At 36.0% G+C, this 25,229-nt stretch carries 20 protein-coding genes; 9 read left to right on the top strand and 11 right to left on the bottom strand.

The genetic code is table 11. The features are described from left to right. Window positions 1–94: 94 nt before the first annotated feature. On the bottom strand, window positions 95–763 hold the full coding sequence (locus IC221_RS01825; protein ID WP_188167335.1) for a hypothetical protein: 669 nt from the start codon (window positions 761–763) through the stop codon (window positions 95–97). Window positions 764–995: 232 nt separating this feature from the next. Between IC221_RS01825 and rpiB the strand changes: the two genes are divergently transcribed. The 4 genes from rpiB (at window position 996) to IC221_RS01805 (ending at window position 8,398) form a co-directional block, all read left to right on the top strand. Beyond that, window positions 996–1,424: a ribose 5-phosphate isomerase B gene (gene rpiB, locus IC221_RS01820; protein WP_044213144.1), complete on the top strand. Its 429-nt coding sequence runs from the start codon at window positions 996–998 to the stop codon at window positions 1,422–1,424. Window positions 1,425–1,445: 21 nt separating this feature from the next. Further along, on the top strand, window positions 1,446–1,922 hold the full coding sequence (locus IC221_RS01815) for a DUF4293 domain-containing protein (protein ID WP_044213142.1): 477 nt from the start codon (window positions 1,446–1,448) through the stop codon (window positions 1,920–1,922). A gap of 1,380 nt (window positions 1,923–3,302) precedes the next feature. Continuing rightward, a complete protein-coding gene (locus IC221_RS01810; protein ID WP_188167334.1) occupies window positions 3,303–5,753 on the top strand; it encodes a BNR-4 repeat-containing protein in 2,451 nt (816 codons plus the stop codon). Between the two features lie 218 nt (window positions 5,754–5,971). After that, entirely contained in the window at window positions 5,972–8,398 is a 2,427-nt protein-coding gene (locus IC221_RS01805) for a BNR-4 repeat-containing protein (protein WP_188167333.1), read from the top strand. A 48-nt stretch (window positions 8,399–8,446) separates the two neighbouring features. Here the strand turns inward: IC221_RS01805 and IC221_RS01800 are convergent, their stop codons facing one another. Further along, on the bottom strand, window positions 8,447–9,181 hold the full coding sequence (locus IC221_RS01800; protein WP_188167332.1) for an SDR family oxidoreductase: 735 nt from the start codon (window positions 9,179–9,181) through the stop codon (window positions 8,447–8,449). 101 nt (window positions 9,182–9,282) lie between these two features. Here IC221_RS01800 and IC221_RS01795 point away from each other — a divergent pair, with 101 nt between their 5' ends. The 3 genes from IC221_RS01795 to IC221_RS01785 all read left to right on the top strand — a co-directional run bounded on the left by IC221_RS01795 (window position 9,283) and on the right by IC221_RS01785 (window position 11,764). Then, complete coding sequence (locus IC221_RS01795; RefSeq protein ID WP_188167331.1) at window positions 9,283–10,170, top strand: LysR family transcriptional regulator; 888 nt, start codon at window positions 9,283–9,285, stop codon at window positions 10,168–10,170. A gap of 123 nt (window positions 10,171–10,293) precedes the next feature. Then, window positions 10,294–10,758: a hypothetical protein gene (locus tag IC221_RS01790; RefSeq protein ID WP_188167330.1), complete on the top strand. Its 465-nt coding sequence runs from the start codon at window positions 10,294–10,296 to the stop codon at window positions 10,756–10,758. Between the two features lie 55 nt (window positions 10,759–10,813). Beyond that, window positions 10,814–11,764, top strand: a complete 951-nt coding sequence (locus IC221_RS01785) for an endonuclease/exonuclease/phosphatase family protein (RefSeq protein WP_188167329.1) — start codon at window positions 10,814–10,816, stop codon at window positions 11,762–11,764. An 81-nt stretch (window positions 11,765–11,845) separates the two neighbouring features. On the opposite strand, the gene IC221_RS01780 is transcribed toward IC221_RS01785, so the two are convergent. The 4 genes from IC221_RS01780 to IC221_RS01765 all read right to left on the bottom strand — a co-directional run bounded on the left by IC221_RS01780 (window position 11,846) and on the right by IC221_RS01765 (window position 16,498). Beyond that, a complete protein-coding gene (locus IC221_RS01780; RefSeq protein WP_188167328.1) occupies window positions 11,846–13,063 on the bottom strand; it encodes a GTP-binding protein in 1,218 nt (405 codons plus the stop codon). A 209-nt stretch (window positions 13,064–13,272) separates the two neighbouring features. Continuing rightward, a complete protein-coding gene (locus tag IC221_RS01775; RefSeq protein WP_044207664.1) occupies window positions 13,273–13,707 on the bottom strand; it encodes a cupin domain-containing protein in 435 nt (144 codons plus the stop codon). Between the two features lie 111 nt (window positions 13,708–13,818). After that, entirely contained in the window at window positions 13,819–14,772 is a 954-nt protein-coding gene (locus IC221_RS01770) for a TRM11 family methyltransferase (RefSeq protein ID WP_188167327.1), read from the bottom strand. 139 nt (window positions 14,773–14,911) lie between these two features. Beyond that, window positions 14,912–16,498 (bottom strand): arylsulfatase, encoded by a 1,587-nt coding sequence (locus IC221_RS01765; RefSeq protein WP_223241263.1) that lies wholly within the window; start codon window positions 16,496–16,498, stop codon window positions 14,912–14,914. Window positions 16,499–16,685: 187 nt separating this feature from the next. Between IC221_RS01765 and IC221_RS01760 the strand changes: the two genes are divergently transcribed. Continuing rightward, window positions 16,686–17,474: a polysaccharide deacetylase family protein gene (locus tag IC221_RS01760; protein ID WP_188167326.1), complete on the top strand. Its 789-nt coding sequence runs from the start codon at window positions 16,686–16,688 to the stop codon at window positions 17,472–17,474. 3 nt (window positions 17,475–17,477) lie between these two features. Then, entirely contained in the window at window positions 17,478–18,338 is an 861-nt protein-coding gene (locus IC221_RS01755) for a hypothetical protein (RefSeq protein ID WP_188167325.1), read from the top strand. Between the two features lie 64 nt (window positions 18,339–18,402). Here the strand turns inward: IC221_RS01755 and IC221_RS01750 are convergent, their stop codons facing one another. The 5 genes from IC221_RS01750 to gldJ all read right to left on the bottom strand — a co-directional run bounded on the left by IC221_RS01750 (window position 18,403) and on the right by gldJ (window position 25,114). Further along, the gene (locus tag IC221_RS01750) at window positions 18,403–19,170 is read right to left on the bottom strand and encodes a TerC family protein (protein WP_188167324.1); all 768 of its coding nucleotides are present in this window, start codon (window positions 19,168–19,170) and stop codon (window positions 18,403–18,405) included. Window positions 19,171–19,263: 93 nt separating this feature from the next. Continuing rightward, on the bottom strand, window positions 19,264–20,184 hold the full coding sequence (locus IC221_RS01745) for a universal stress protein (RefSeq protein WP_188167323.1): 921 nt from the start codon (window positions 20,182–20,184) through the stop codon (window positions 19,264–19,266). A gap of 95 nt (window positions 20,185–20,279) precedes the next feature. Further along, complete coding sequence (locus IC221_RS01740; RefSeq protein WP_044207678.1) at window positions 20,280–21,107, bottom strand: purine-nucleoside phosphorylase; 828 nt, start codon at window positions 21,105–21,107, stop codon at window positions 20,280–20,282. Between the two features lie 166 nt (window positions 21,108–21,273). Continuing rightward, window positions 21,274–23,568, bottom strand: a complete 2,295-nt coding sequence (locus IC221_RS01735) for a Tex family protein (RefSeq protein ID WP_188167322.1) — start codon at window positions 23,566–23,568, stop codon at window positions 21,274–21,276. 316 nt (window positions 23,569–23,884) lie between these two features. Continuing rightward, complete coding sequence (gene gldJ, locus IC221_RS01730; RefSeq protein WP_188167321.1) at window positions 23,885–25,114, bottom strand: gliding motility lipoprotein GldJ; 1,230 nt, start codon at window positions 25,112–25,114, stop codon at window positions 23,885–23,887. Between the last annotated feature and the right edge of the window lie 115 nt (window positions 25,115–25,229).

Here is a 25,229-nt window from a genome sequence, read left to right as displayed (position 1 = left end):
ATCAAGGTGTTTTGATCTAAAGCTTTAGGGGATTTCTCTTCAATAGAAAGCCAAGTTTACAAAGATTAAATTGAATGATATTTTTATCTAGGTATTAGCTATTTTTCATATCATGCAATAGCTTAAATGTATGATTGATTTCTTCTTTTTCAATAATAATGGAGAATTCATGTTTAGTGGAAATGAACTCGACTACGTTGATTTTATTCCACGCCAAAATCTTTAAGATAAAATAAAATACCCCGGGAGCATCTTTATCATAAGTAATTGGCATACGCATGGTGACGGCGGCAAGTTCCGTAATCTCTGAGAGTTTCTCTTCACCGAAGAAAAGTTCTTTTACCTTGGGTGCGAAAGATTTACTGGTGATAATGTTGGTTTCATGCATTCCTTTTGAAGAAGCATGGAAAAGTTCGGTGCTACTGTTTTGCACCATTTCCAGTAATTCTTTTTGGGCACGAATAAGAGTAGGGGAGTTTTTATAGGCGAAATCGACAAGGTCTGAACGTACCAAAATATCACCCATATGTCGGATATATTCTTTCGCTTGATCTTCTAACTCTGTGGCATTGATTTTATGAGCCATCCTCTTCAATGCCATCACAATGGCCCCTTGCTGTACTTCTTTGCCGAATCTTTTTTCAACTTCTGAGTGGAACTTTCTAGCTAAGGCACTGTAATTAATAATACCTTCTGCAATTCCCTCTTGAATAAAAGGTGATTCGTTGATAAGTTCCGCTATTACTTCGGCAAGTGTGACCATGTTGAGACTATTAAGATTAGTGAGTGCCAAAAATAATCTTTAAAAATCGACTTTTAAAACAATTGTGTTCAAAATTTAACACTTGAATACAAAAACTGAATAAAAAAGATGCAATTCTTACCTCAACAGATCAACTAGGAAAATTAATTGGTTAAATTTGCGTTCATGATGAGTTAAGCAATAGTGATTTGCTTGTCATTCCATTGATTTTTAAATAATAAATAGTCAAAAAATGAAATTGGCAATTGGTGGCGACCACGCTGGCTTTGAATATAAAGCAGAGATCATTAAGCATTTAGAAGCAAACGGACACGAAGTAAAAGATTTTGGTCCTTTCTCAACAGCTTCATGTGATTACCCTGATTATGTACACCCATTGGCGGAAGCTGTAGAAAATGGTGAGTATGAGTTTGGTATCACTATTTGCGGAAGTGGTATTGGTGTTTCTATTGTAGCAAACAAGCACAAAGGTATCCGTGCTGGCTTATGTTGGGAACCCGTTTTGGCTCAGTTGACTCGTCAGCACAACAATTCTAATGTAGTATCAATTCCAGCTCGTTTTATCTCTTTGGTAAGAGCAATTGAGATTGTTGATACTTTCATTTCGACTGAATTCGAGGGAGGACGTCATCAAAATAGAGTAGACAAGATTCCTGTATAAAGGAAGACAAATCAAACAAACATGATTCAGAGAATACAATCAATTTTTCTTTTGTTGGTGGCAGTGGCAATGGGTGCTATTGTTTCATCACAAATTTGGGTATCTGCCACAGAATCGAAACAAGCTGTGCTAACTGCGATGCAATTGACCATTTCTGAAAATGGTAATTTAGTAGAATCAGTTAACACTATCGCAATTGCAGTAGTTGCAGGATTGTCAGGCATTGTGGCTTTAGCTTCATTATTTTCATTCAAAAATAGAATGAACCAAATGAAACTAAACTTAGTCAACAGCCTTTTGATATTTGCTGTAATTGGTTTAAACCTTTACTACGGTTACTTGCAAGGTACTGAGTTAATGGATGGAGTTCAAGGACAATACAAAATAGGATTCTTCTTACCTGTTTTTGCCATCTTATTCAATTCTATGGCTAATCGTTTTATCCAAAAAGACGAGAAAAAAGTAAAAGATTCAATCAGTGGTCGATTAAGAGACTAACCTGAATTGATATATCGATAAAGATTAAAAAGGAATGTGGTTTAAAGCTGCATTCCTTTTTTTGCTATAATAAAAATTTGAAGTAAACGAATCTCTATAATATGTAGGGAATTAATTACTCACTTACATTCCATCACTAGATCATTCAGCACACTGTAAACTAAATTTTTGCCAACTTTTAATTGACCTTTCTGTAAGCATTTATAGGATCTACTTTCAAGCTTCTTTCCTCTTCGTTTTTGTCTTGAAACAAAAAGAAGCAAAAAATTCAAGGCTTCGAAGTCAAAAGCTAAATTCCATTTCTCTCGCCTAAATGATTTTAAACTCGCTGCGCTCAAACAACAAAATCATTTTTAACGGCTCAATCCATGTAATTCTTAACGCTTTTCCCTTCAAGGCCTATGGAAAGCACTACCAAACGAATTGAGTAGAAAGTCCACTGGCGCGAATGTTAAGCGATAGCGACATTCGTGTCCTAAAGATCAGCAGAAATCTCCCGATTTCTAAATATTATTAATATTCGAAAACTTAGTTTACAATGTATTTAATTGTAGACGATGATTTAATATTTGCCAAATAGTCCATTACATGTATTTTTTACACTATAGTCCATGCTTTTTGGATGATTTTTTTTAAGTGAACGATCATATTTGAATCAGCTAGTCAGAAGCTATGAAGAAGAGTATATTGATGATTGAGATGAATTAATGAAACCATAGCGTTTTGTACAAAAGAAAGAAAATGAAATAGGAATCAACTCTACTCAAACAGGATGAAATGAAATTGGCTAGCATTGAAATTTATGTATTACATCTAAATGGAATTCTGAGTAACATTACTTTTACACCAGCTGATTATTACACAAATCGACAATCTTACTTCAGTGTGCAATGATTGATGTATGGTATTGAGATTTGAGCAGATTACAATGATTACGAATACCACTTTTGTTTGTGCAGTAGGTACCACTGTCAAATAACTTAAGGCAATTCCGTATACTTTCAATTTAAAATCATTGAATGACTTTATTGTATTGATATCTAGAGATCGCTTTAGAGAAGTAGCGTTCGGATTATTATTTTCGGTCACTTATCAAGTGAAGCCTGTAGCGTATAATATTAGTTATACGGTAAGGGAAACTTAAATGTACACGTTATGAAATGAAAAGATAGAAAATCTAAACTACCCTCTTTAATTCTATTTTGGATAGAATCAATCATAAAGTAATGAAGCAAATTCACTATTACTTATTCATTGCTTTCATTCAATACAATCAGACTCGGCAGTGAAAAGGTGTTATCTCAAGAATAGCCAATGCCTATTCTTGCAGCACGATGGGTATTGCTAAATTTTTCGCTGTACTAATCTAAATATTTTACTATGAAAATTTATGCTAATCTAAACGTTTTAGCGAAGCGGATTACATCTAATTCATTGCTATGGGTAATTTGTGTCTGTTATTTTCCTACTATGGTATTGGGTCAAGTAACACTTGAATCTGAAACCAAAATTTCCGACATCGGTTTACATTTTGATGGTCAGAAAGTGGGCGGTTCTGCCTCTAACACCGGAACAGACTACGATTACTTCTTCGGACCAAAAATCTCTGCCCATGGAGATTGTATCACTGAGTTTGATGGTTTTGTTTTTATGACCTGGTACAAAGGAGGTAAAAGCAATCGTCAAGTGATGTTGTCAAGGTACAATAAAAGTACGGGTGTGGTGAAAACCATTGAGTTTCCCCACCGACATACCGGTTATCAAAATAAATGGTGGATTGGTGAATCACACAATACAATTGCCGTTGGGGTAAGCCCTTTGAATGGTACCATACATTTGCTGTATGATATGCACGCTTATTCCAGAACAAAGCCATCAGATGGAAGTTTGAGTGATGATTATTTTAGATACTCTTATTCTGTAGCTAATGCAGCAACGGTCTCTGATAGTCAATTTAAATTATCGTTGTTTGTAAATAGCCCAAGTGGTAATTATAAGCATTTGAGTCTAAATGGAGGTGAAGATTATGCCAACTTTTCAGGTTTGACGTATCCTAAATTTTTCTTGAATGATCAAGGAGATCTATTTGTATACATCAGAGAAGGAGGGAATAATAATGGAGCCTATAAGTTTAGTAAGTACAATGCCAGCAACTCCACTTGGTCTAATTTTACCAGTTTCAATGTGCTGAATGCAAAGGGGCAGGGAGAAGCTTACAACTGGGGTTTGTATGGCAATATGAAATACGTTAATGGGAAAATTCGAATCGGTTTCCAAAGAAGGTCTAGTAACAATAATGATAAATTCCAGTATCAAAACGGTTTCTATTATGCCTATTCTGATAATCAGAACGGAACGAGTAATTGGAAAGATGATAAAGGTAAAGGCTTTTCTTTACCACTTCTTGATGCAGATAAAATCAAAATTTCTGAACCGGGTGATTTGGTCGCTACGACTCAAAAAAACAAGGTGTACATTGTGAGTGGGTTTGATTGGACCGTGACGCAAAACGGAGATGTACATTTTGTAGGGAAGGTCAAAGACAACGAGTTTAATGTCACTAAAAATGTGCATACTTATAAAAAGGCGGGCAATTCTAACTTTACAACCACTACTAATTTTTCGGGTGCGGAAAGAATTTATACATCTGGTGATGATATTTACATTATTGGCTTAAATAGTTCGGGAAGAGTATTTATTGAAAAAGGAATAGGTGGTACCAATAATTTTACTCGCGTATATGAGGCAACGAGTGGAAAAAGATTTAGACATGGTCAAGTATATGTCAAGGATGGAAAAGTCTATTACTATATGATGGAGCGTCTATCAGGCGATGCCCAACCGCTTTACTTGCAAATTATAGATTTAGGGATTCCGACCAATACTCCTCCAGTAGTCAACATGACTTCTCCTGCGAATAACATTACAGTTGCTCCTGGTAGCGTAATATCGTTAGGAGCTAATGCATCAGATAATGGTTCCATACACAAAGTGAATTTTAGGATAAATAATGCATTCTACAAACAAGACAAAACAGCTCCTTACACAGTTACATGGACACCTACCACTACTGGCACTTACACGATTGACGCTGTAGCTTATGATGAAGAAGGATTGAGTACAATTTCGTCTAGTATAACAGTCAATGTACAATCAGTGAATGTAACAATTGAATCTGTTACTGCCGAACAAGCACCAAATGTAGCAGCTAATTTGTTAGACGGTGATGTGAGCGACAATTCTCGATGGAGTGCTCAGGGATTCTCTAAAACAGTAGTAATTGATTTGGGTAGTACTCAAAATATCACGGGTACAAAAATGTGGACTTACCTTGATAGAGCCTATCAATATAGAATTCGAGTGTCTAATTCACCAAATAGTGGCTTTAATACGGTGGTGGATAGAACGGGAAATACAAGCACTACCCAACCGTTGAATGACAATTTTAATGCCTCTGGACGTTATGTAAAACTTATTGTCGAAGGGGCTCATAATTATACTGGTGATTGGGTAAGTATCAATGAGTTTGAAGTATTGACCTCCGGATCGTCTTCTGCTCGTCAGCGTGATACATCGTTCATTGAAGAAGAAGCTTCAGCAGTGACGGTTTTCCCTAATCCATCTAATGGTACATTTACCATTGATTTGAAAGGTATTGAAAACGCTGATATTTTGATTTACAATATGAAAGGTCAATTAGTACATCAAGAGCAAAATACATCTCAGTCCCTCCGATTGTCAAAAGGGTTAACCTTTAATTCTGGAGTTTACCTGATCAGAGTGATTGACCAAGATGGGAATTACTATGACAAAAAACTGATGATCAGATAAGTAAAAAAGACCGTTACAACGGCTTTAAGCAGTTGCACATTTATAATTGTGATAAGTTGGATTATTATTTTTTAGTCTAATCAAGGCAGAATAGAAGAGCATAGCCGGAGCTACGTGATGATATTCTAACGAAGAGTAGGCTAAAAAAGAAAATCCAAAACTTCCGATTTTAATTGTACAGCTGCTTATCTATAAGAAGTATGAATAATTAATGAAGTATGAAAAACAATTTTTATTATCAAATTAGCAGACTAGGTCAAATTGCATTTGGACTGATTGGTTTATTGATCAGTGGAGTGTCAATGGGACAGGTTACACTTGAAAAAGAAGTAAGCATTACGAGCCAAGCTTTATATTTTGATGGAAACAAAGTGTCTATCAGTCATACCGCCAATTCTTCAACAGGGTATGATTATGTATATGGAAGTTCACTGACTCCTCATGGAGATTGTATCAAAACGTACAAGCACTATGTATTTATGACTTGGTACAAAGGTGGAAAAACCAACCGTCATGTGATGTTGACAAGGTATAATACACAAACGGGAAGTAAGAAGACTATTGAGTTTCCTCATCAGCACACAGGTTACAATGGTAAGTGGTGGTTAGGAGAAACACACAATACAATTGCAATTGGTATCAGCCCGATCAATGGTACGATTCACTTGGCTTATGATATGCACGCTTACAGCAATTCGGGGTCATTTGTCAATGATTATTTCAGATATTCTTATTCTCAATCTAATGTTGCTGAGGTTTCTGATTCAGAATTTACGTTGAGTAAGTTTGTCAAAGATCCCATTGATGGAGATTATAAGCATTGTACGATGGATGGGGTGAGAGATGCATCACATTATTCGAAGTTCACTTACCCTAAGTTTTTCCTAAATGCTCAAGGAGAATTATTCTTGACAATGCGTAAAGGTACTTCTCATGATGGAGCACAAGCTTTCATTAAGTACGATGCCTCTCAAAAGAAATGGGGGAGATTTAAGATGTTCAATGCTTTAGGAGCAGGAAGTAAAGGAGAGACACACAATTGGAGTATTTATGGAAGTATGAAATACGTGGATGGAAAAATGCGTATTGGCTTCCAACGTAGACTAAAAGATGGAACTGATAAATACAAGTATCAAAATGGCGTCTATTATGCCTACTCTGATGACCCAACAGGAGCTTCTCAATGGAAAAACCATAAAGGACAGTCCATCACTTTCCCATTAGTAAAAGCACAAGAGGCATTGGTCTATGAACCTGGAGATTATGTTCAAACAACTGCTCGAAATATGGTTTATATTGTAGGTGGTTTTGATTGGACCGTTACTGAAAGAGGGGATGTACATATCATCAGTAAAGTAAGAGATGATCAATACAATGTCACAAAATACATACACAGTTACAAACCGGCAGGGGCATCTAACTTTACAGTGACGACGAACTTCAATGGAGCCGATGCACTTTATACTTCAGGAAATGATGTGTATATGATTGGTTTAAGTGGAGGTAGAGTGTTTGTAGACAAATTAGAAGGTGGTACAAACAATATCACAAATGTTTATAAAGCGACTTCAGGAATGACCTTTACAAAAGGAATAGTACATATCAACGATGGGAAATTATACTATTACTTAAAAGGAAATGACAGTGATGACACACATCCAACATACCTTCAAATCATAGATTTAGATATTCAAAATGCACCGCCTGTAGTCAGCATGACGGCTCCTTCCAATAACCTTACCGTTGAACCAGGTACTACGGTCACATTAACAGCCAATGCTTCTGATGACCAAGCAGTTTCAAAAGTGAATTTCAGAGTGAATAACGGTTTTTACAAACAAGATAAAACGGCTCCGTATTCAGTAACATGGACTCCAACTACTACAGGAACATACACTATTGATGCCGTTGCTTATGATGAAGACGGCCAGAGTACTATAGCTTCAAGTGTTACCGTCAATGTACAATCAGTGAACGTGACAATTGAATCTGTTACTGCCGAGCAAGTACCAAACGTAGCGACTAATTTGTTGGACGGTGATGTGAGCGACAATTCTCGATGGAGTGCACAAGGATTCTCTAAAACAGTAGTATTTGATTTGGGAAGCACTCAAAATATCACGGGTACAAAAATGTGGACTTACCTTGATAGAGCTTATCAATATAGAGTTCGAGTGTCTAACTCACCAACTACTGGATTTAATACGGTGGTGGATAGATCAGGAAATACAAGTACTACTCAACCATTGAATGATAATTTCAATGCTTCAGGACGTTATGTAAAACTGATTGTAGAAGGGGCACATAATTATACTGGTGATTGGGTAAGTATCAATGAGTTTGAAGTATTGACTTCCGGGTCGTCTTCTGCCCGTCAACGTGGTACATCGTTCATTGAAGAGGAAGTTTCAGCAGTGACGGTTTTCCCTAATCCATCCAATGGCACATTTACCATTAATTTGGAAGGTATGGAAAACGCTGATATTTTGATTTATAATATGAATGGTCAAAAAGTATATCAACAATTGGATGCTTCTCAGGAAATACAGTTATCTAAAGGTTCAACCTTTGGAGCTGGCTTCTATCTGATCAAGGTGATTGATCAAGAGGGAAATCATTATGAGAAGAAATTGATGATCAAATAAAAAATAGGTGCCCATGTAAAAGTGGGCACCTTCATTTTTATGAAATAATTACCAAGCCACAGCTTCACCCATATGAATAAACTGACCATTGAAATCAGTTTCTTCTGATAAAGACAGACTCACTGAAGTTTTAGCTCCATCCACGATTTCCATTGGTGCGTTTTCAGTACCCAAATCCGTTTTAACCCAACCTGGATGAGCAGAGTTTACCTTTACATTTGTTCCTTCAAGTGAGGCTGCAAGGTGAACTGTAAAAGAATTTAAGGCTGTTTTTGAAGCATCATAGGCAAATGGCTTCACCGTATAGTAAGGTGATTCTACATCACTTTGCTCCGTATTCGAACCAAGAATACTTGATAAGTTTACGATTCTACCTGCATCGCTTTTTTTGATAAGAGGAAGTAAAGCCTGAGTAAGTTTTACAACACTGAAAAAGTTAACGTCAAAAGTTTCCTGTAAAGTGGAAGCGACAATATTTTCAGAAGTATTCACTCCTAGAGGTTCATCTTGATGAATGATACCAGCATTGTTGACTAAAATATCCAGCTTACCGTACTCCGCTTCAATTTTCTGCTGCAACGCTTCGATTTGTGCATCTTTTGTTGCTTCTAATTGAACCAATTCGACATCTAGTCCCTCAGCAGTCAATTGACCTACTGCAGCTTGACCTCTTTCTTGATTTCTAGATGCCATCAATACTTTGATTCCTTTTGCACCTAATTGACGAGCAGTTTCAAAACCTAAACCTTTATTTGCTCCTGTTACTAATGCTATTCTTTTCATAGTTTTTTATTGTTTAAAAGTGATGATACAAATGTAGAGAGCTTGTGATATAAAATGAAATCGTTTAATTTTAGTATTGATATAAAAATATTAATATCATTATGATTAATCTAGAATGGTATCGCACCTTTAAAGCAGTTTATAAACACAAGAATTACTCGAAAGCAGCCGAAGAATTATTCTTGACTCAACCCACAGTAAGTAATCAAATTAGTATGCTTGAAGCGGCAGTGGGGCATAAGTTGTTCACCCGAAAATCAAAAGGAGTGATCCCTACTGAAAATGCCAAATTCCTCAATAACCTCATTATTGAATCATTGGATACCCTTGAAAAAGTAGAAGCGAGTTATAGTAAATCAGTACAGAAAGAAGAGCGACTTTATACTTTTGGAATAAGCGAGGATCTCTATAAAAGCTTTATTTCTGGAAAAGTACTCTCGTCATTCAAGCACCTTTCAGTACACTTTGAAAACGATAATAAAAAGCTATTTGGATTAGTGAATCAAGGAGAGGTAGATGCAGCTATTGTCCGAGAAGATTTTCCAACTTTTGATGTTTTATCTCAAAAAATAAGAAGTTCTAAATTGGTTATTGTAGGGCATCCTAATCTCAATACAGAGGAACTCGATCAATACATTCAAAATAACGATTTAAACAAGATCCAAAAGTGGCTGGAACATCAAACATGGTTTTCTCACATGTCAACGAATCCGTTTATTAAGTTCTTTTGGTTACATTGTTTTAATAAAAAAAGACCTAAAATATTTACGAATTATATTATTCCGAATGAATATTTTATGCTTCAAGAAATGACAAAATTGGAAGGAGTAGCAGTCACCTTAATGGAAAATGCTCAATCGTTTATAGAAGATCATTCTTTGAAGTTAATATGGGAATCAGATCTTTATCCTGATCGAGATTATTACTTGATTGCCCATAAAAAGCAGGAGGTATTTTTTGATATGTTGATGAAACATTATACAGATTGATGAACTCTTTTTTAATATCTAAGGATCTTAATACAGCATACAACAGGTATTGTTTATTATCCATATATTGAAGAAAAACTACATAATCTCTAAACTTAAATTTATTCCTTCAAATCATAAACTATGAAAGAAATAGAAGCTTTACTTATAGATATTGAATCCAAAATAAGAAACCATGACCTTCTTCAGTCCTCTGTCTCGGAGGCCAATGTAGGCTGGCATATAAAACATAGCTTATTAGTCTTGGATGGTGTAATAGAAGCGATGAAAAAATCTGATCCCCAAAAATATAAATGGTCCTTTAAAATACCTCGATTGATTGTTTTTGGTATGAATAAAATTCCAAGAGGAAAAGGAAAGTCTCCCAAAATGGTAAGGCCTGAGAAATATGATGAAGCCACTCTAAGAGCTGATTTAATAGTGACGAAACAGAAAATGGCAGATCTAAGTACTCTTGCAAAAGAGAAATACTTTAGACACCCTTATTTTGGAGATTTAAAAAAGAAACAGGCTTTAAAGTTTCTACTAATTCATACTAAACATCATATGGCGATTGTAGACGATATTATAAAAGCTGGAAATAAATAACACCATTCTCTTATTTTTGATTTACTTGCAGGTCTAATCGAAATAAAAACTAATAATGAAACAAATTCAATTATTCTTTCTTCTATTTTTTACGGCTGTTAGTTCGCTGTTTGCACAAGAAGTAACAATAGCAACTTTCAATGCAGAGTTTCTAAATAAGAAGAAAGTACAGCTCAAATTTGGCTTACCTTATGATATGAAATATGCTTCTAAAAAGGAGCAGAAATTTTGGGATAAGGAAGAAAATAGGTCTGAAAAACTAAGGGAAGCTTCTGCAAATGTAGCTGAAATGATCAAGAAGATTAATGCAGATATTATCACGCTTACTGAGGTAGGTACTCGTGAAGACTTGGAAGTTCTAGTAGATGAATTAAAGAAAATAGAAGTCACTTACGATTACTGGGAAGTATGTGATAGCAAAGATACTTTTACAGGGCAACATGTTGCTGTATTGTCAAAATACCCTTTGAAAGAGACTTGGTATGAGATTGAAGGAACTTCAATTTACCTTGAAGAACTCGATGGAGACGCTGAAGGACAAACGGGAATAAGTAAAGGAATGAAAGTAACCGCTACGATTGAAGGGAAAGAAGTTGATATTTTTGTTCTTCATTTCAAAAGCGAAAGAGGTGGTTTTGAGAGTGATGCCAAGAGAATTGCTCAGGCGAGTATTGCTCGAAGAGCAATCATAAAACAGCTCAATCTTGGTAGAAGAGTAATTGTGACAGGAGACTTAAATGCTGAGAAAAAGAGTCCATCGGTCTATAGAGTGAGAGGCTTTGATGACATTTATGAGGAGTTGATTCAAACAGGAAGATCAGAATATTTCAAAGATTTTGATGTGCGATGGACCTATAATTATAAGGGAGAACCAGAGCAGATTGATCATATTCTATTTTCATCAAACATAGCCAATGAAAAGGATATTCATACTAAAATCATCAAAACAGACAATGAATTAGTATCTGATCATAATCCGGTGATCGTTAATTTCAAATTGAAATAACAAGTACTTTTCAACATAAAAATACCTACACCGAACAGATAGTTTAGTGTAGGTATTTTTTATACATAGGTGAAAAATATTTTACTCAAAAGCATAAGACCTCTCTACAGGCCAATTGTCTTCATAGCCTAATTTCCAACGGAGCGTTTTTAGCTCATCCTCAGTAGCAATACACTCATCAAGGTCTTTGATGATTTGTGCCTCATCCATATCTTGTCCAATGATAACCAATTCATTTTTTCGATCTCCAAAAGTATCATCCCAATTGGATTCAATTGTTTCTTGATTTTCAAGGAAAGCAGCATATTGAAGTCTTTTCTTACGGTGCATACTGCTCCACCACACACCAGCACTATCTGCTTTTAAAGAACCTCCAGCCTGGCTCCAAACCATTGCTTGATCAGGGCGTGAAGCCAGCCAAAACAATCCTTTACTACGAATAACAGCACTTGGGAACTCATATTGAACGTAAAACCAAAATCGTTCTGGGTCAAAAGGTTTTTCATTACGATAAACAAAAGAGGAAATTCCATACTCCTCCGTTTCAGGTGTGTGTTCCTCTTTATTAAGTTCTTCAATCCAACCTTCACTTTGCTCTGCCTCTTCAAAATTGAATAATCCAGTATTCAAAATTTTAGCAGGATCGACCTTACTGTAAGTCGATTCAGTGATTTTGGCAGATGGATTTAACTTTTGAATAGCGGCACGTAAAACACCTAAATGTTCCTCGGTGACTAAATCTGTTTTATTTAAGACAATTACATTGGCAAACTCAATCTGATCGGTGAGTAAATTCACAATCGTTCTGTAATCTCCTTCAATATCGGTCAACTCTCTATCCACTAAACGTTCTGGACTATCAAAATCTTTAAAGAAATTGAAAGCATCAATCACAGTCACCATTGTATCAATATAACTGAATTTTGATAGGTCGATTCCGTTTTCTTCATCCACAAATGAAAAGGTCTGAGCCACCGGAACGGGTTCACTAATCCCTGTACTTTCAATCAGCAGGTAATCAAAACGCTCTTCCTTTGCGAGTCTTTCTACCTCTACCATTAAATCTTCCCGGAGTGTACAACAGATACAGCCATTACTCATCTCCACTAATTTCTCTTCTGTACGAGATAAAGTGTTTTCGTTTTTGACCAATTCTGCGTCAACGTTTACTTCACTCATATCATTGACAATGACGGCTACTTTCAGTCCTTCTTTGTTGTGTAGAATATGATTGAGAAGAGTAGTTTTTCCTGCTCCGAGAAATCCGCTCAAAACAGTTACAGGTAGTTTCCTATTCATAAGTTTAAAGTTTTTAAGTGCGATGGTGTCGCAAAATAAAATCAATTGAATGTAAACGCAACTTTATTGCAGGTTTTGTGTAATAGCTACAAAGGAAAAAACAGTAATATTAATGTTATGGTTTACTGGTTGGAACTAATGTAGGATTAAACAAAAAGCCAACCTAAAGCTAGATTGACTTTCCATTTTATGTATAATGAAAGAGTAGGTTACTCCTCATAAATATCAAATTCAGCCGAAATAGATTTCATCAATTCAGCATCTTCAAAATCAGCATCAGTGAGTTTTGAAAGTTTCTCGAGGTATAAATCAAACTGACCATTTTTGAAGATAGTGAGCATTTTTCCACCCTCCACGCATTTTGCCGCATGCCATACATTTGGAGGCACCGTGATGGTATCTCCGGGCTTGCCAATTACCGTTTCATCATCAAAAATCAACTCTACTTCTCCTTCAAGAATATAGAATATCTCCGTCATGATTTTATGGTGGTGACGTGCAAGGAAAAAGCCTGGTTTCAGGGTGTCTTCTACAAAACTGAGTTCCCCGTTAGTGTGGTTGGATGAGAGTTTTACAAAGCAGTGATCTTGTGAATAGTTGTAGTTTTCACCTTCTCCATTTCTGATGACTTCTCTTTCTTTCATAGTATTTGAGTAGATTGATATTTAATTGATAATCAAAAGTATAAGTTATCATTTTTTAGAGAAGAAATGAACTGTTTCATAGAAAAGTGAAAATATCTATTGGAAAGAGAATTATAATTCAGCTCTTAATTCACATACCCAAATATTTCTAGTAAACTTCACTTTCCCTATTTTATCAACAGTACAGAAATCCACCATTTCAAGGTTATACTTTTCAATAATTGCTTTAATATCAGTGATAGAAACGATTACCAACCTTGAGGCAATTCTTGAGGCAGATGCAATGATGTTTTCTACAATTTCATCACTTGAAGCGGAGTAGAGGTTGTAAGGTAAATCAATAATGGCTGCATCATATTTTTGAGTAATATTCTTGATATCCTCGTTATAGACTTTTGTCGAATAACCATAATGCTCTAAGTTCTTTGTAGTATGATTGTAGGCCTTCCAATTGATATCGCACCCTTCTATATTAAAACCAGCATAACAGCCTTCTAACATTACAGTTCCCACACCACAGCACGTATCTATTAATCTGCTTTCTTTACTTCCTTTAGAGGCGATATTGACCAATGTTTTGGCTGTATTCATACTTAATGAATTACTGAAAGAACAGGGTTTGTCATTATGCTTCTGCCATTCAGCATCATCACGGATCGATTCACCAAAATACCAAACGCCTTCATAATTGCATAAAGCATAAGTGATCGTGGGATTGTAATAATCAGGCTCTCCAGTGATGATATAGCCAATATCACGAAGTTTATTTAAACGAGGTTTGTAGCTAATTTCATCCCCTTTCAGTTTTTCATATTCCAACTTGAAACCTTCAGCACATATATCTTTCGCCTTAATATTTTCAAGGAGTTCATCATAATTATCCGTAGCGAAAAGGATATCAATTCTTTTCTTGATAAAAGCACTGCTGTCCGGTTCAATTTTTACATCAGAGAAGAAATGATTGCCTTGGAGTGCTTGATCAAAAAGGATTTTTGTTTCAAGTTCACACATGGAGATCTCATTTGAATTGTATTTGATGGTATATAAAAATTGTTCCTTCTGCATGGGGATATTTGAATTAATAAAAAGGCTTCATCTGACCTAATGCCAAATGAAGCCGCAAGTTAATACTATGCAGTTATACAATCAAAATCGGAAGTTTTAGACTTTCTTTTTTTTAAGTATAACTGCTTAAAACATAGTATTACTGTTTTGATTTCAATCTTTCTTCATTCCATCTTTTAAAATCGTCCATAGCACCATCAATGGAGAAGGAATCAATTTTTTCTATTTGAGGATATTTATAAAGCGATTGGATAAATTCTCCTACCGTAGCACCCGCTTTGTAAATATAAGGAGCACGTTTTGCCAGCCAAGCCCAATAAGAGTTGGAATCAGTGTCAGCTCTTTCATAAGGGTCTCTTCTGATATTAAATATTTTTGGTAAACGAAGCGGCACAAATGGTTCGGCCCACACTTGCATCGTACGTGCTCTTTGTTCCATAAATACCACTTTCCAATCGTCCATTCTGACGGCCGTCACATCACCATCGTCAGAAGTATAAATAAAGTTTCGTCTTGGGCTTTCTTTGGTTTCGCCTTTGAAATAAGGGAGCATATTGAAGCCATCGATAGTTGTTTGTACTTTTCGGTTGGCATAATCTACTCCTTTTTCTAATTGAGCTTTGATATCCGTTACTCCAACGGCAGCCATTACCGTCGGCAGCCAATCTTGATGAGAAACAATACCGGTAAGTATTTTCCCTTCAGGAATAGTACCTTTCCACATCACATGACAAGGTACTCTATAAGCACCTTCCCAGTTAGTATTTTTCTCAGATCTGTACGGAGTGACTGCACCGTCAGGCCATTCATTATAATGTGGGCCATTATCTGTAGAATACATAATAATGGTGTTTTCCATCACACCTAGTTCTTCCAACTTTGCTAAGATCTTTCCAATATTTCGATCGTGATCTACCATCACATCAGCATAAAAAGAATCACCACCTTGACCAGAAATACCTTTAATATCATCCGCTCTGTAAGTAGGAAAGTGCATCCCAACGGTATTGTACCACAAAAAGAAAGGAGCATCTTCTTTCGCTTTTTCGCCAACCCATTCAATTGCTCTTTCCGTGATTTCTCTATCCACCGTTTCCATTCTTTTCTTAGTCAATGGGCCCGTATCCGTAACTCTACCGTCGGCGTAAGAGTGGATTACACCTCTTGGACCAAATTTGTCTTTAAACCAGTCGTCTTGAGGATAATCAGGATGTTCGGGTTCTTCCTCTGCATTTAAGTGGTATAAGTTGCCAAAGAATTCATCAAAACCATGATTGGTAGGCAACATCTCATCACGGTCGCCAAAGTGATTTTTTCCAAACTGAGCAGTAGCATATCCTTCTCGTTTTAATAACCAAGCCATAGAAGGGTGTTCAGGTCTAAAACCTGCATTCGCTCCAGGTAATCCTACTTTTGAAAGGCCAGAGCGAATAGGATTTTGCCCAGTCAGAAAAGAAGAACGGCCAGCAGTACAAGATTGCTCTCCATAATAGTCTGTAAAAGCAATTCCCTCCTCCGCAATTCGGTCAATATTGGGTGTCATATATCCCATTTGACCACGGTTCCAAAATGATAGATTGAATTGTCCTATATCATCTCCCCATAAAATGACGATATTAGGTTTCTTGGGTGTTTTTTTCTCAGGTTTTTCACTAGCATAGGAACAAAATACAATTCCTAGCGAGAGTAATACTAGAATAGTTTTTCTCATAATTAAGGTTTTCATCTGAAATAGTTTACTGTCAAGTACCAAACTAGATTTACTTTAGCACTTAATAGATTGCGTTGATATTCTTGAGATTAAACACAATTTACCACTAATGAATTGTTAGAGGATAGAATATGTTCTACATTTAAAACAAGTACTAATCCTGTACAAGTGAATCTTTTTTTAGTGCAAACTAGTTTCAGTAATGAGAAAAATAACTACTACCTTTCTTCTTTTATTTTTTGTAATCAATGTAATCTATGCCCAAAGTGATACGCCTTGGAATGGAAAAAAATGTGCCGTTGTACTGACTTATGATGACGCCCTAAATGTACATTTAGACAGTGTAATGCCAGTTTTAGACAAACATCATTTAAAGGGTACTTTTTATGTAATGGGTGATACCGAAATTCTGAATAAGAGAATGGAGGAATGGCGAAAAGCATCCAAAAAAGGACATGAATTAGGCAATCATACTTTAGCACATCCTTGTGATGGGAGTATTGATCATAGAGGTTGGGTAATACCTGAAAGAGACCTAAGTCAATACAGTATTTTTAGAGCCATTAATGAAATCAAAACAACAAACACTTTACTAAAAGCCATTGATGGAAAAGACGAGCGAACGTTTGCCTACCCCTGCGGAGATTTGACAATTAATGGAACACCTTTCTATGATCAAGTAGAAAGTGAGTTTGTAGCTGCAAGAGGTACTTTTCATGGTTTAGAATCAAGCAAGACCATTGATATGAATAATATCAAATGTTTCAGTATGCATGGACAAACAGGGGAGGAGATGATCAAACTTGTCAAAGAAACAGAAGCTCAAAATGCATTGGTGGTATTTCTATTTCATGGTGTTGGCGGGGAACATAGTTTGAATGTTTCTAATGATGCACACATCGAACTGATTGAGTATTTATCAAAGCACAAGAAAGATATTTGGGTAGATACAATGGTGGAAATAGCTCTTTATTTAAAAAACAAAAAGTAAACTATGAACAGAATAATCACACTTCTCTTTTTAAGTCTATTATTATGGAACTGTCAATTACAGAACAAGCCCAAAACGTATGTTTTTGATCCACCTCAGATAGAGGATAAAGAACAATATGATATTGATAGTTTGCCCTTTTTCGAAACTGAAATTATGCAAGTGGCATCTACAGGTTATGAGAAAATTATATCCAATGATTCCTTGAGAGCAAGGTATAATCATTTTATTGATAGTGTTTATAACTCTTATGAGGAAGAAGATGAAGAAGAATGGTTTGACCCTATTGACACATTGATTTCTTATCGACCTTCTATAATTATTGATACTACAAGAGCTATTAGCTATCAGGTAAGTAAGTGGCATAGTTATAAGCTTCCAACTTTTTCTTATGGTAAAGAAATTTATCCTCAAAGACATCTATCTCCTTCTGTATATGAAGATGTGAAAGGGTATAGAGTATGGGTTGCTAATTTATCCGATAGCATAAAATATATACTCACCCAAGATGGAGATATTATGGCTATACAAGAAGCTTTAACTCCCGAAGGAAAATGGAAACCAATAGAATATTGGGCACATAGTTGGTGTGGAAATAGCATTAAGCCTAATCCACTTTCGGGTCTAACATACACCTATTTTACAATGCCGATTTATAAAGGAGAATACAAAACAAAAATACGACTGAAAGTAAACAATGAGGAAGAGATATTGTATTCAAATGTTATTGAAGGTACCATCAATCTAAAACAATTTCAAGAACCGAGTGAATTTGTATTACCAAGGTACAATGCTAGAAAAAAGAAAGGAAGTTGGTATGGTTATATTTATTTTAATGAACCAGATACAATAGATGTCCTCTAACAAAAAATCCCCATCAAAATGAATATCGATTCTGATGGGGATATTATTTATATAATTAGTAAGATTAAGCTGATACAGATTCCTCTTTAGCATTACTGATTTTAGGATTCTTTTTTCTACTTCTAATATTAAGAAGTTCCACGCCAAATGCAAAAGCCATGGCAAAGTAAACATATCCCTTAGGAACGTGAACACCAAATGCTTCGATCACCAATAGGAAACCAATCATTACTAAAAATGAAAGGGCTAGCATTTTAATAGTAGGGTTAGTATCTACAAAATTGGCAATTTTCTTAGAGAAGAATAACATTACGCAAAGTGATATAATTACGGCGGCAATCATAATTGGTAATTCTTTTACAAGTCCAACTGCAGTTAAGATTGAATCAAAAGAGAAAACAATATCAATCAATACAATTTGAACTACTCCGCTCCAAAATGATTTTACTTTTTTGACTTGCATTTCTTCCTCGTCTTCACCTTCCACATGAACGTGAATTTCGCTTGTTGTTTTGGCAATTAAGAATAACCCACCACCAAGTAATATCAAGTCTCTACCACTCAATGCTCCATCTACACCAATAAGGTCTAAGAAAGGAATAGTAATCAGAGGATCTTCCAATCCTACAAGCCATGAAATAGAGAATAATAGACCAATACGAACAACTAATGCCATCATGATACCTAAGCTTCTCGCTTTGTCCTGTTGTTCTTGAGGGAGTTTTCCACTAACAATAGAGATGAAAATGATGTTGTCAATACCGAGAACGATTTCAAGTAATGTTAGTGTGATTAAACTGATTAATCCAGCAGTTGTGAAGAGTGCTTCCATTTTAGTGTTTAAGTTGAAAATATATAGCAATAAAAAGCTCTAAAACCAGGAGTGATCTTAGAGCTTTTGAAATGTTTTTTTGATTCAGGAAAATTAGATTTCTAATAAAGCTCCAAACAATCCTAAGTTTCTCACTTTGTCTTTAACGACCATAGTTGAGATTGTAGTATGTTGTTTTAGTAAGCTTTCGGCTGTACTACCAATAAAAGTAGCAGCTAGGGCCGATCTTCCTCTTGATCCCATGACAATCAAGTCTCCATCTTCTACCAATGATATATTGGAAATGATTTTAGCTTCATTGTTTCCATAAATGTCAAAGTGTAATCTTGTCTTGTAGTCGATGTCTCCAAAATCAAACTGCTTCAAGAAGTTTTTACATCTTTTTTCAGCATGTTGTAGTAATACCTGAGCATACTCTTCGGGTGTTTTTCCTGAAGCTGTATATCCTGTTGGCAGGGCGTATACATGAAGTATGGTCAATTCCATATGATTTCTATTGGCAATCTGAATAGCATTTTTCATGGCCATTTTAGACATCTCAGAAAAATCAATAGGAACGATGGCTTTTTTAATTGGTACTTGAGGGTTTTCCGAAACAGTCAATACAGTACAATAAGCATATCTTGTCAAAAGACGTGCAATCGTACCGCTTCCTTCAGCGATATTTTTCTTACCAGCAATAACAAGGTCCACCTTGTTTTTTTGAATGGCTTTTAAAATCTTCGATGTTGGATCGCTTGATTCAGAAACTTGGAATATAAATTCGATGTTTCTGTCATTTAATTCACTGAATTTATCAACAAGCTCCTGCATTTTTTGCAAGACCATGTCTTTCTTAGTCACAAGTTTTCCTTTGTACTCTACTTCTTCTTTCGCTGAACCGTCTCTTATGACATGCATAAGGATAACTTTCTGTACTAAAAATACAGGTGCGGCAGTTAGAGAATAACGCATAATGGCATCGTCAATATACGTTAGGTCTATAGGTAATAGTGCTGATAGTGCTTTGTTCATATTCTACTATTCTTTCAGTAGTAAGAAGGTTGTTCCGATTAAATTATGGATTTAAATATGCAAATTACGTGCTTATTTTCATTAATTTAACATTTTTATATGATTTTTGTCAATAAACCGCCAATTAATTTTGAAAGGTGAGGTTCAGCATTACTGGCATTTTTCAAAATTTCGGGTAAATCGACAGGTTGAAGGGCTCCTTCGTAGCATAAATCAGTGACTACTGAAACGGCAAAAACAGGAAGTTTCATTTGTACTGCAACAATGACTTCAGGCACTGTTGACATTCCTACAACGTCAGCTCCTATAATCCCTAAGTACTTGTATTCTGCTTTTGTTTCAAGGTTAGGACCTGTTACTGAGGCATATACTCCTTCGTGAACTGGTAAGTTGTGTTCTTTGACCACCTCTTTTGCTTTCTCAATAAGATCATTGCTGTAAGGTTCAAACATATCAGGGAAGCGATCACCCCACTCGTCTACATTTTTCCCAATCAATGGATTACCAAACATCAAGTTGATGTGATCGTTGATGATCATCAAATCACTTTTTTGGAAGTTAGGGTTGATACCTCCTGCCGCATTAGAAATAATTAAAGCAGAGACACCTAAAAGTTTTAGAACACGAATAGGAAAAGTGACTTCTTTCATGTCATATCCTTCATAAAAATGGAATCTCCCCTGCATAGCTACTACTTTTCTCCCATTTAAATAACCGAAAATCAAGCGTCCTTTATGAGACTCTACAGTAGATAAAGGAAAGTGAGGAAGCTTCTCATACGACAAATCATATTTGATATCCAATTCTTCTACAAGCCCACCAAGACCGGTACCTAATACAATTCCTACTTCAGGTTGAAATCCATCGCAAAGAGTTTGTACTTTTTGAACACACTCTTCAACCTTTTCTTTATATGTAATCATTTGACTTTTTAATTTTTGTGTTGCAATAATGTTGAAGCCTATCGTTTGCGAAATTGGCTTCAGTGAAATTTAGTAATAGATAGTTTTGCTATACAGCTCAATTTAAAACCTTTCTATGACAAAGAGAATTCCCCTACTTCCAATTACTGAAAATAGGGGATTAGTTTTATTTAAAACGATTTTTCAACATTGCCAATTTATCTTGCATTGATAAGTTGTCGTCGTTATCGTTATTATTGCTTCTTCTGTTACTGTTGTTTTGGTTAGAAGGTCTTCTATTTGTATTCGATTTCCCTCTGTTTTGTGATCGTCCTTGTGAATTTCCAACACCATCACCGCTTTTCATTGATAAAGCAATTCTGTTTCTAGAAATATCGACGTCCGTCACTACCACTTGTACTTTTTGATGTACTTTTACTACCTCATTCGGATCAGAGATATAGCGGTCAGCCATTTGACTTAAGTGGACCAAACCATCTTGGTGTACTCCAATATCTACAAACGCACCGAAATTCGTGATGTTTGTGACGATACCAGGTAATTTCATTCCTACGGTAAGGTCAGTGATTTTTTCTACACCGTCAGCAAATTGGAAGGCCTCAAATTTTTCACGAGGGTCACGTCCTGGTTTTGCTAATTCTTTTAAAATATCAGTAAGTGTAGGGATACCCACATTTTCCGTCACATAGTGATCTAACTTGATTTGTTTGTGAAGGTTTTCATTGGACATCAAATCATTGATGGTAACTCCTAGATCATCCGCCATCTGTTTTACAATACTGTAACTTTCTGGGTGAACAGCACTAGCATCCAATGGGTTTTTAGCATCTCTGATTCTTAAGAAACCTGCACACTGTTCGTAGGCTTTCGGCCCAAGGCGAGGTACTTTTTTCAACTGAGCTCTATTTGTAAAGGCACCGTTTTCATTTCTGAAATCAACGATATTTTGAGCAATGCTTGGCCCTAAACCAGAAACGTATGAAAGTAATTCTTTACTTGCTGTATTCACTTCCACGCCTACTGCGTTTACACAACTCATTACTACGTCATCCAAACTTTGCTTTAATGCAGATTGGTCAACGTCGTGCTGATATTGACCAACACCAATTGATTTAGGATCAATTTTCACCAATTCCGCCAATGGATCCATTAGTCTACGACCAATAGAAACCGCACCTCTAACAGTTAAGTCAAGGTCTGGGAATTCATTTCTTGCTGTTTCTGAAGCAGAGTAAATAGAAGCACCACTTTCATTCACAACAACGATCTCAACACCTGAAAGTCCTAGGTTTCTAACAAAAGACTCTGTTTCACGACTTGCTGTACCATTACCAATCGCAATCGCTTCGATGTTGTGTTTCTCACATAATCTTTTTACAATAGAACCTGATTCAGCTACTTTTCTTTGTGGTTCGTTAGGGAAGATGGCTGTATTTTCTAAAAGTTTACCTTGTCTATCTAAGCAAACCAGCTTACAACCTGTTCTGAATCCAGGGTCAAGTGCTAAAACTCTTTTTTGCCCAAGAGGAGCTGACAATAATAATTGTCTTAAGTTTTCAGCAAACACACCAATTGCTTCTTCGTCTGCATCTTTTTTAGAAACTAAACGCGATTCTGTTTCCATTGATGGTTTTAAAAGACGTTTGTAAGCATCTTTAACTGCCAATTGGATTTGAGCTGCACTTGGAGTTCTTTGATCTACGTGAATGTCTTCCATTAAGAATAATGCATCTTCTTCTTCAGGAGAACAGTCTAATGAAATGATCATTTCTTTTTCTGCTCTTCTCATGGCAAGTACACGGTGTGAAGGAGCTCCTTTTAATGACTCATTCCAATCGAAATAGTCTTTATATTTGGCACCTTCTTCTTCTTTACCTGGAATTACTTTAGCCTTGAAAGTACCTTTACTCATGAAAAGCTCACGCATTTCAGCACGAGTTTCTGCATCTTCATTTACTTTCTCAGCAATAATATCTCTAGCACCAGCAAGGGCTTTATCAATATCTTCGACCTCTTTTTCAGGATCTATAAATTTAGCTGCTTCCGCCTCAATATCCGTTGATAAGTCTGGCGAAAGTAAAATATCTGCTAAAGGCTCTAAACCTCTTTCTTTTGCGATACTTGCCTTTGTTTTTCTTTTAGGTTTATATGGAAGGTAAATATCCTCTAATACAGACATTGTTTCAGCTGCAAGGATTTTATCTTTTAGTGCATCCGTCAATTTACCCTGATCTTCAATACTCTTAAGAATACTTTCTCTTCTTTTATCAAGTTCTCTAAGTTGTAGCGCCTTATCTCTAATGTCAGCAACTTGAACTTCATCTAAACTACCTGTAACTTCTTTTCTGTATCGAGAAATGAAAGGTACAGTAGCTCCTTCATCCAATAAAGCAAGTGTGTCTTTTACTTGCTTTTCTGATATGCTCAAGGCTTGAGCAATTTTGTTTGTGATATTCACCATAGTATTAATTACGATGCAAAAGGGTCTTTAAAAAAGCATTTTTTTAAATGCTCGACAAGCTTCTTTAAAAGTAAAAATATACATTTTTAAGAAGGGTATAGAATGCGAAAATAAGCTTTTTAAGTACCTACTCAAAATAAATTATTAAAACTTATGAGCTTATTTTTTAGGGTGTTTCTTAATACAGAGGGTTTACATTCTTACATTAATTTGAGATGTTATAGGTAAAGCCTGAAACACAAAAAAGCCTTCAACTTCGTTACCGAAATTGAAGGCCTTTTTGTTGTATTTCTATCTCCTTAATTAGGAGTTATTTTTAATTTTCACCTGGGTTAATCATCGCACAACGGAAACCAATTGTTGCAGTTGCTGAATCTTGATCTAAGAAACGACGAGTACCTGCAGCCATCCAGTATGCAACATCTTTCCAAGAACCGCCTTTGTAAACACGGATCGAGTTAGAGATGAATGAGTCATATTGACGAACATAACCGTATGATTGGTAGTTGTAACCTTGGTTAGGACCGTCTAAGTAATCGTTTTTACGAACTGGGTTTAAGTCATCCATATCAGCATATGATAAAGGACGGTAGATATCTTCTACCCATTCAGAAACGTTACCACCCATGTTGTAAAGACCGAAGTCGTTTGGAGGGTTAGCGTATACATAACTTGTTACCATCGCTGCGTCATTCAGTTGACCACCAATACCAGCGTAGTCACCACGACCACGTTTGAAGTTGGCCATCATATCACCCATTGACTCACCGTAAGGATTTCTTACTGAGTGACCTGACCATGGATAAATACGACGCTCAGAGTAGTTTTCGTCGATATCTTGTAAACCAATTAAGGCTTGTGATGCGTAATCCCATTCTGCTTCAGTTGGTAAACGGAAAGCAGGAAGCACAACACCTGATTCTAATGGAATAGACTCACCGTTTTCAGCTGCTTCAGCTTCTTCGTCAGTACCATCCATCATTGCTAAGTTCTTATTTACTACTGTAGTTCTCCATGCACAATAGTTTTGAGCTTGTGTCCATGTGATACCTACTACAGGGTGATAACGGAAACCAGGGTAACGTAAGTAGTGATCAACGTATTGATCGTTGAATGCTAATTGTTCTGCCCAAACAGTTGTATCAGGTAATGCCTCTTCTAAAGAAATACCCGAAACTGATGAGTCAGTACTTACATGGTGTAAGTAAAGCAACCAGTTAAGGTTGGCAACTTCTGTTTCGTCCATCCAGAAAGAAGCTACTGAAACCGTACGTTCGATATTGTCACGAGATTTCATTAAATCCTCTTCGTATGAACCTAATACAAAACGACCACCCTCGATGTATTTCATGTTTGGAACTTCTGGCATTCCACTATAGTCTCTAACCGAAAAACTATTGTCGTCTTTACCGTTATATTCCAACCCTGTCATTGTATCGTATCCTCCAGGGTTAGTTGCGTCAGGCTTTGAATTTTTGGCGCAGCTAGTAACTAATAAACCGGTTAGTAGTACCGCAGCCAAATAAAGCAGATTCCTTTTGCTCATGATATTCAGATCTCTATTTTTTCAATGTACCCAGTACGGCACATACTAATTTTCAAAAAATGTGTTTCATTCCCATAATGAAACCGCAACGAAATACATTTATTCAATAATTGTA

It is taken from the genome of Flammeovirga sp. EKP202, from assembly GCF_014534745.1.
In the GTDB taxonomy this organism is placed as follows: domain Bacteria; phylum Bacteroidota; class Bacteroidia; order Cytophagales; family Flammeovirgaceae; genus Flammeovirga.
Note: the sequence above shows the minus strand (reverse complement) of the source record. Positions and strands in the feature narration are given on the sequence as shown.

Coding starts and splice junctions, on each gene's coding strand:
- gldJ (WP_188167321.1), bottom strand. CDS start 25,114: ATGAGCAAAAGGAATCTGCTTTATTTGGCTGCGGTACTACTAACCGGT.
- IC221_RS01745 (WP_188167323.1), bottom strand. CDS start 20,184: ATGAACAAAGCACTATCAGCACTATTACCTATAGACCTAACGTATATT.
- rpiB (WP_044213144.1), top strand. CDS start 996: ATGAAATTGGCAATTGGTGGCGACCACGCTGGCTTTGAATATAAAGCA.
- IC221_RS01755 (WP_188167325.1), top strand. CDS start 17,478: ATGAACAGAATAATCACACTTCTCTTTTTAAGTCTATTATTATGGAAC.
- IC221_RS01740 (WP_044207678.1), bottom strand. CDS start 21,107: ATGATTACATATAAAGAAAAGGTTGAAGAGTGTGTTCAAAAAGTACAA.
- IC221_RS01775 (WP_044207664.1), bottom strand. CDS start 13,707: ATGAAAGAAAGAGAAGTCATCAGAAATGGAGAAGGTGAAAACTACAAC.
- IC221_RS01770 (WP_188167327.1), bottom strand. CDS start 14,772: ATGCAGAAGGAACAATTTTTATATACCATCAAATACAATTCAAATGAG.
- IC221_RS01760 (WP_188167326.1), top strand. CDS start 16,686: ATGAGAAAAATAACTACTACCTTTCTTCTTTTATTTTTTGTAATCAAT.
- IC221_RS01785 (WP_188167329.1), top strand. CDS start 10,814: ATGAAACAAATTCAATTATTCTTTCTTCTATTTTTTACGGCTGTTAGT.
- IC221_RS01795 (WP_188167331.1), top strand. CDS start 9,283: ATGATTAATCTAGAATGGTATCGCACCTTTAAAGCAGTTTATAAACAC.
- IC221_RS01790 (WP_188167330.1), top strand. CDS start 10,294: ATGAAAGAAATAGAAGCTTTACTTATAGATATTGAATCCAAAATAAGA.
- IC221_RS01735 (WP_188167322.1), bottom strand. CDS start 23,568: ATGGTGAATATCACAAACAAAATTGCTCAAGCCTTGAGCATATCAGAA.
- IC221_RS01825 (WP_188167335.1), bottom strand. CDS start 763: ATGGTCACACTTGCCGAAGTAATAGCGGAACTTATCAACGAATCACCT.
- IC221_RS01810 (WP_188167334.1), top strand. CDS start 3,303: ATGAAAATTTATGCTAATCTAAACGTTTTAGCGAAGCGGATTACATCT.
- IC221_RS01805 (WP_188167333.1), top strand. CDS start 5,972: ATGAAAAACAATTTTTATTATCAAATTAGCAGACTAGGTCAAATTGCA.
- IC221_RS01815 (WP_044213142.1), top strand. CDS start 1,446: ATGATTCAGAGAATACAATCAATTTTTCTTTTGTTGGTGGCAGTGGCA.
- IC221_RS01780 (WP_188167328.1), bottom strand. CDS start 13,063: ATGAATAGGAAACTACCTGTAACTGTTTTGAGCGGATTTCTCGGAGCA.
- IC221_RS01800 (WP_188167332.1), bottom strand. CDS start 9,181: ATGAAAAGAATAGCATTAGTAACAGGAGCAAATAAAGGTTTAGGTTTT.
- IC221_RS01765 (WP_223241263.1), bottom strand. CDS start 16,498: ATGAAAACCTTAATTATGAGAAAAACTATTCTAGTATTACTCTCGCTA.
- IC221_RS01750 (WP_188167324.1), bottom strand. CDS start 19,170: ATGGAAGCACTCTTCACAACTGCTGGATTAATCAGTTTAATCACACTA.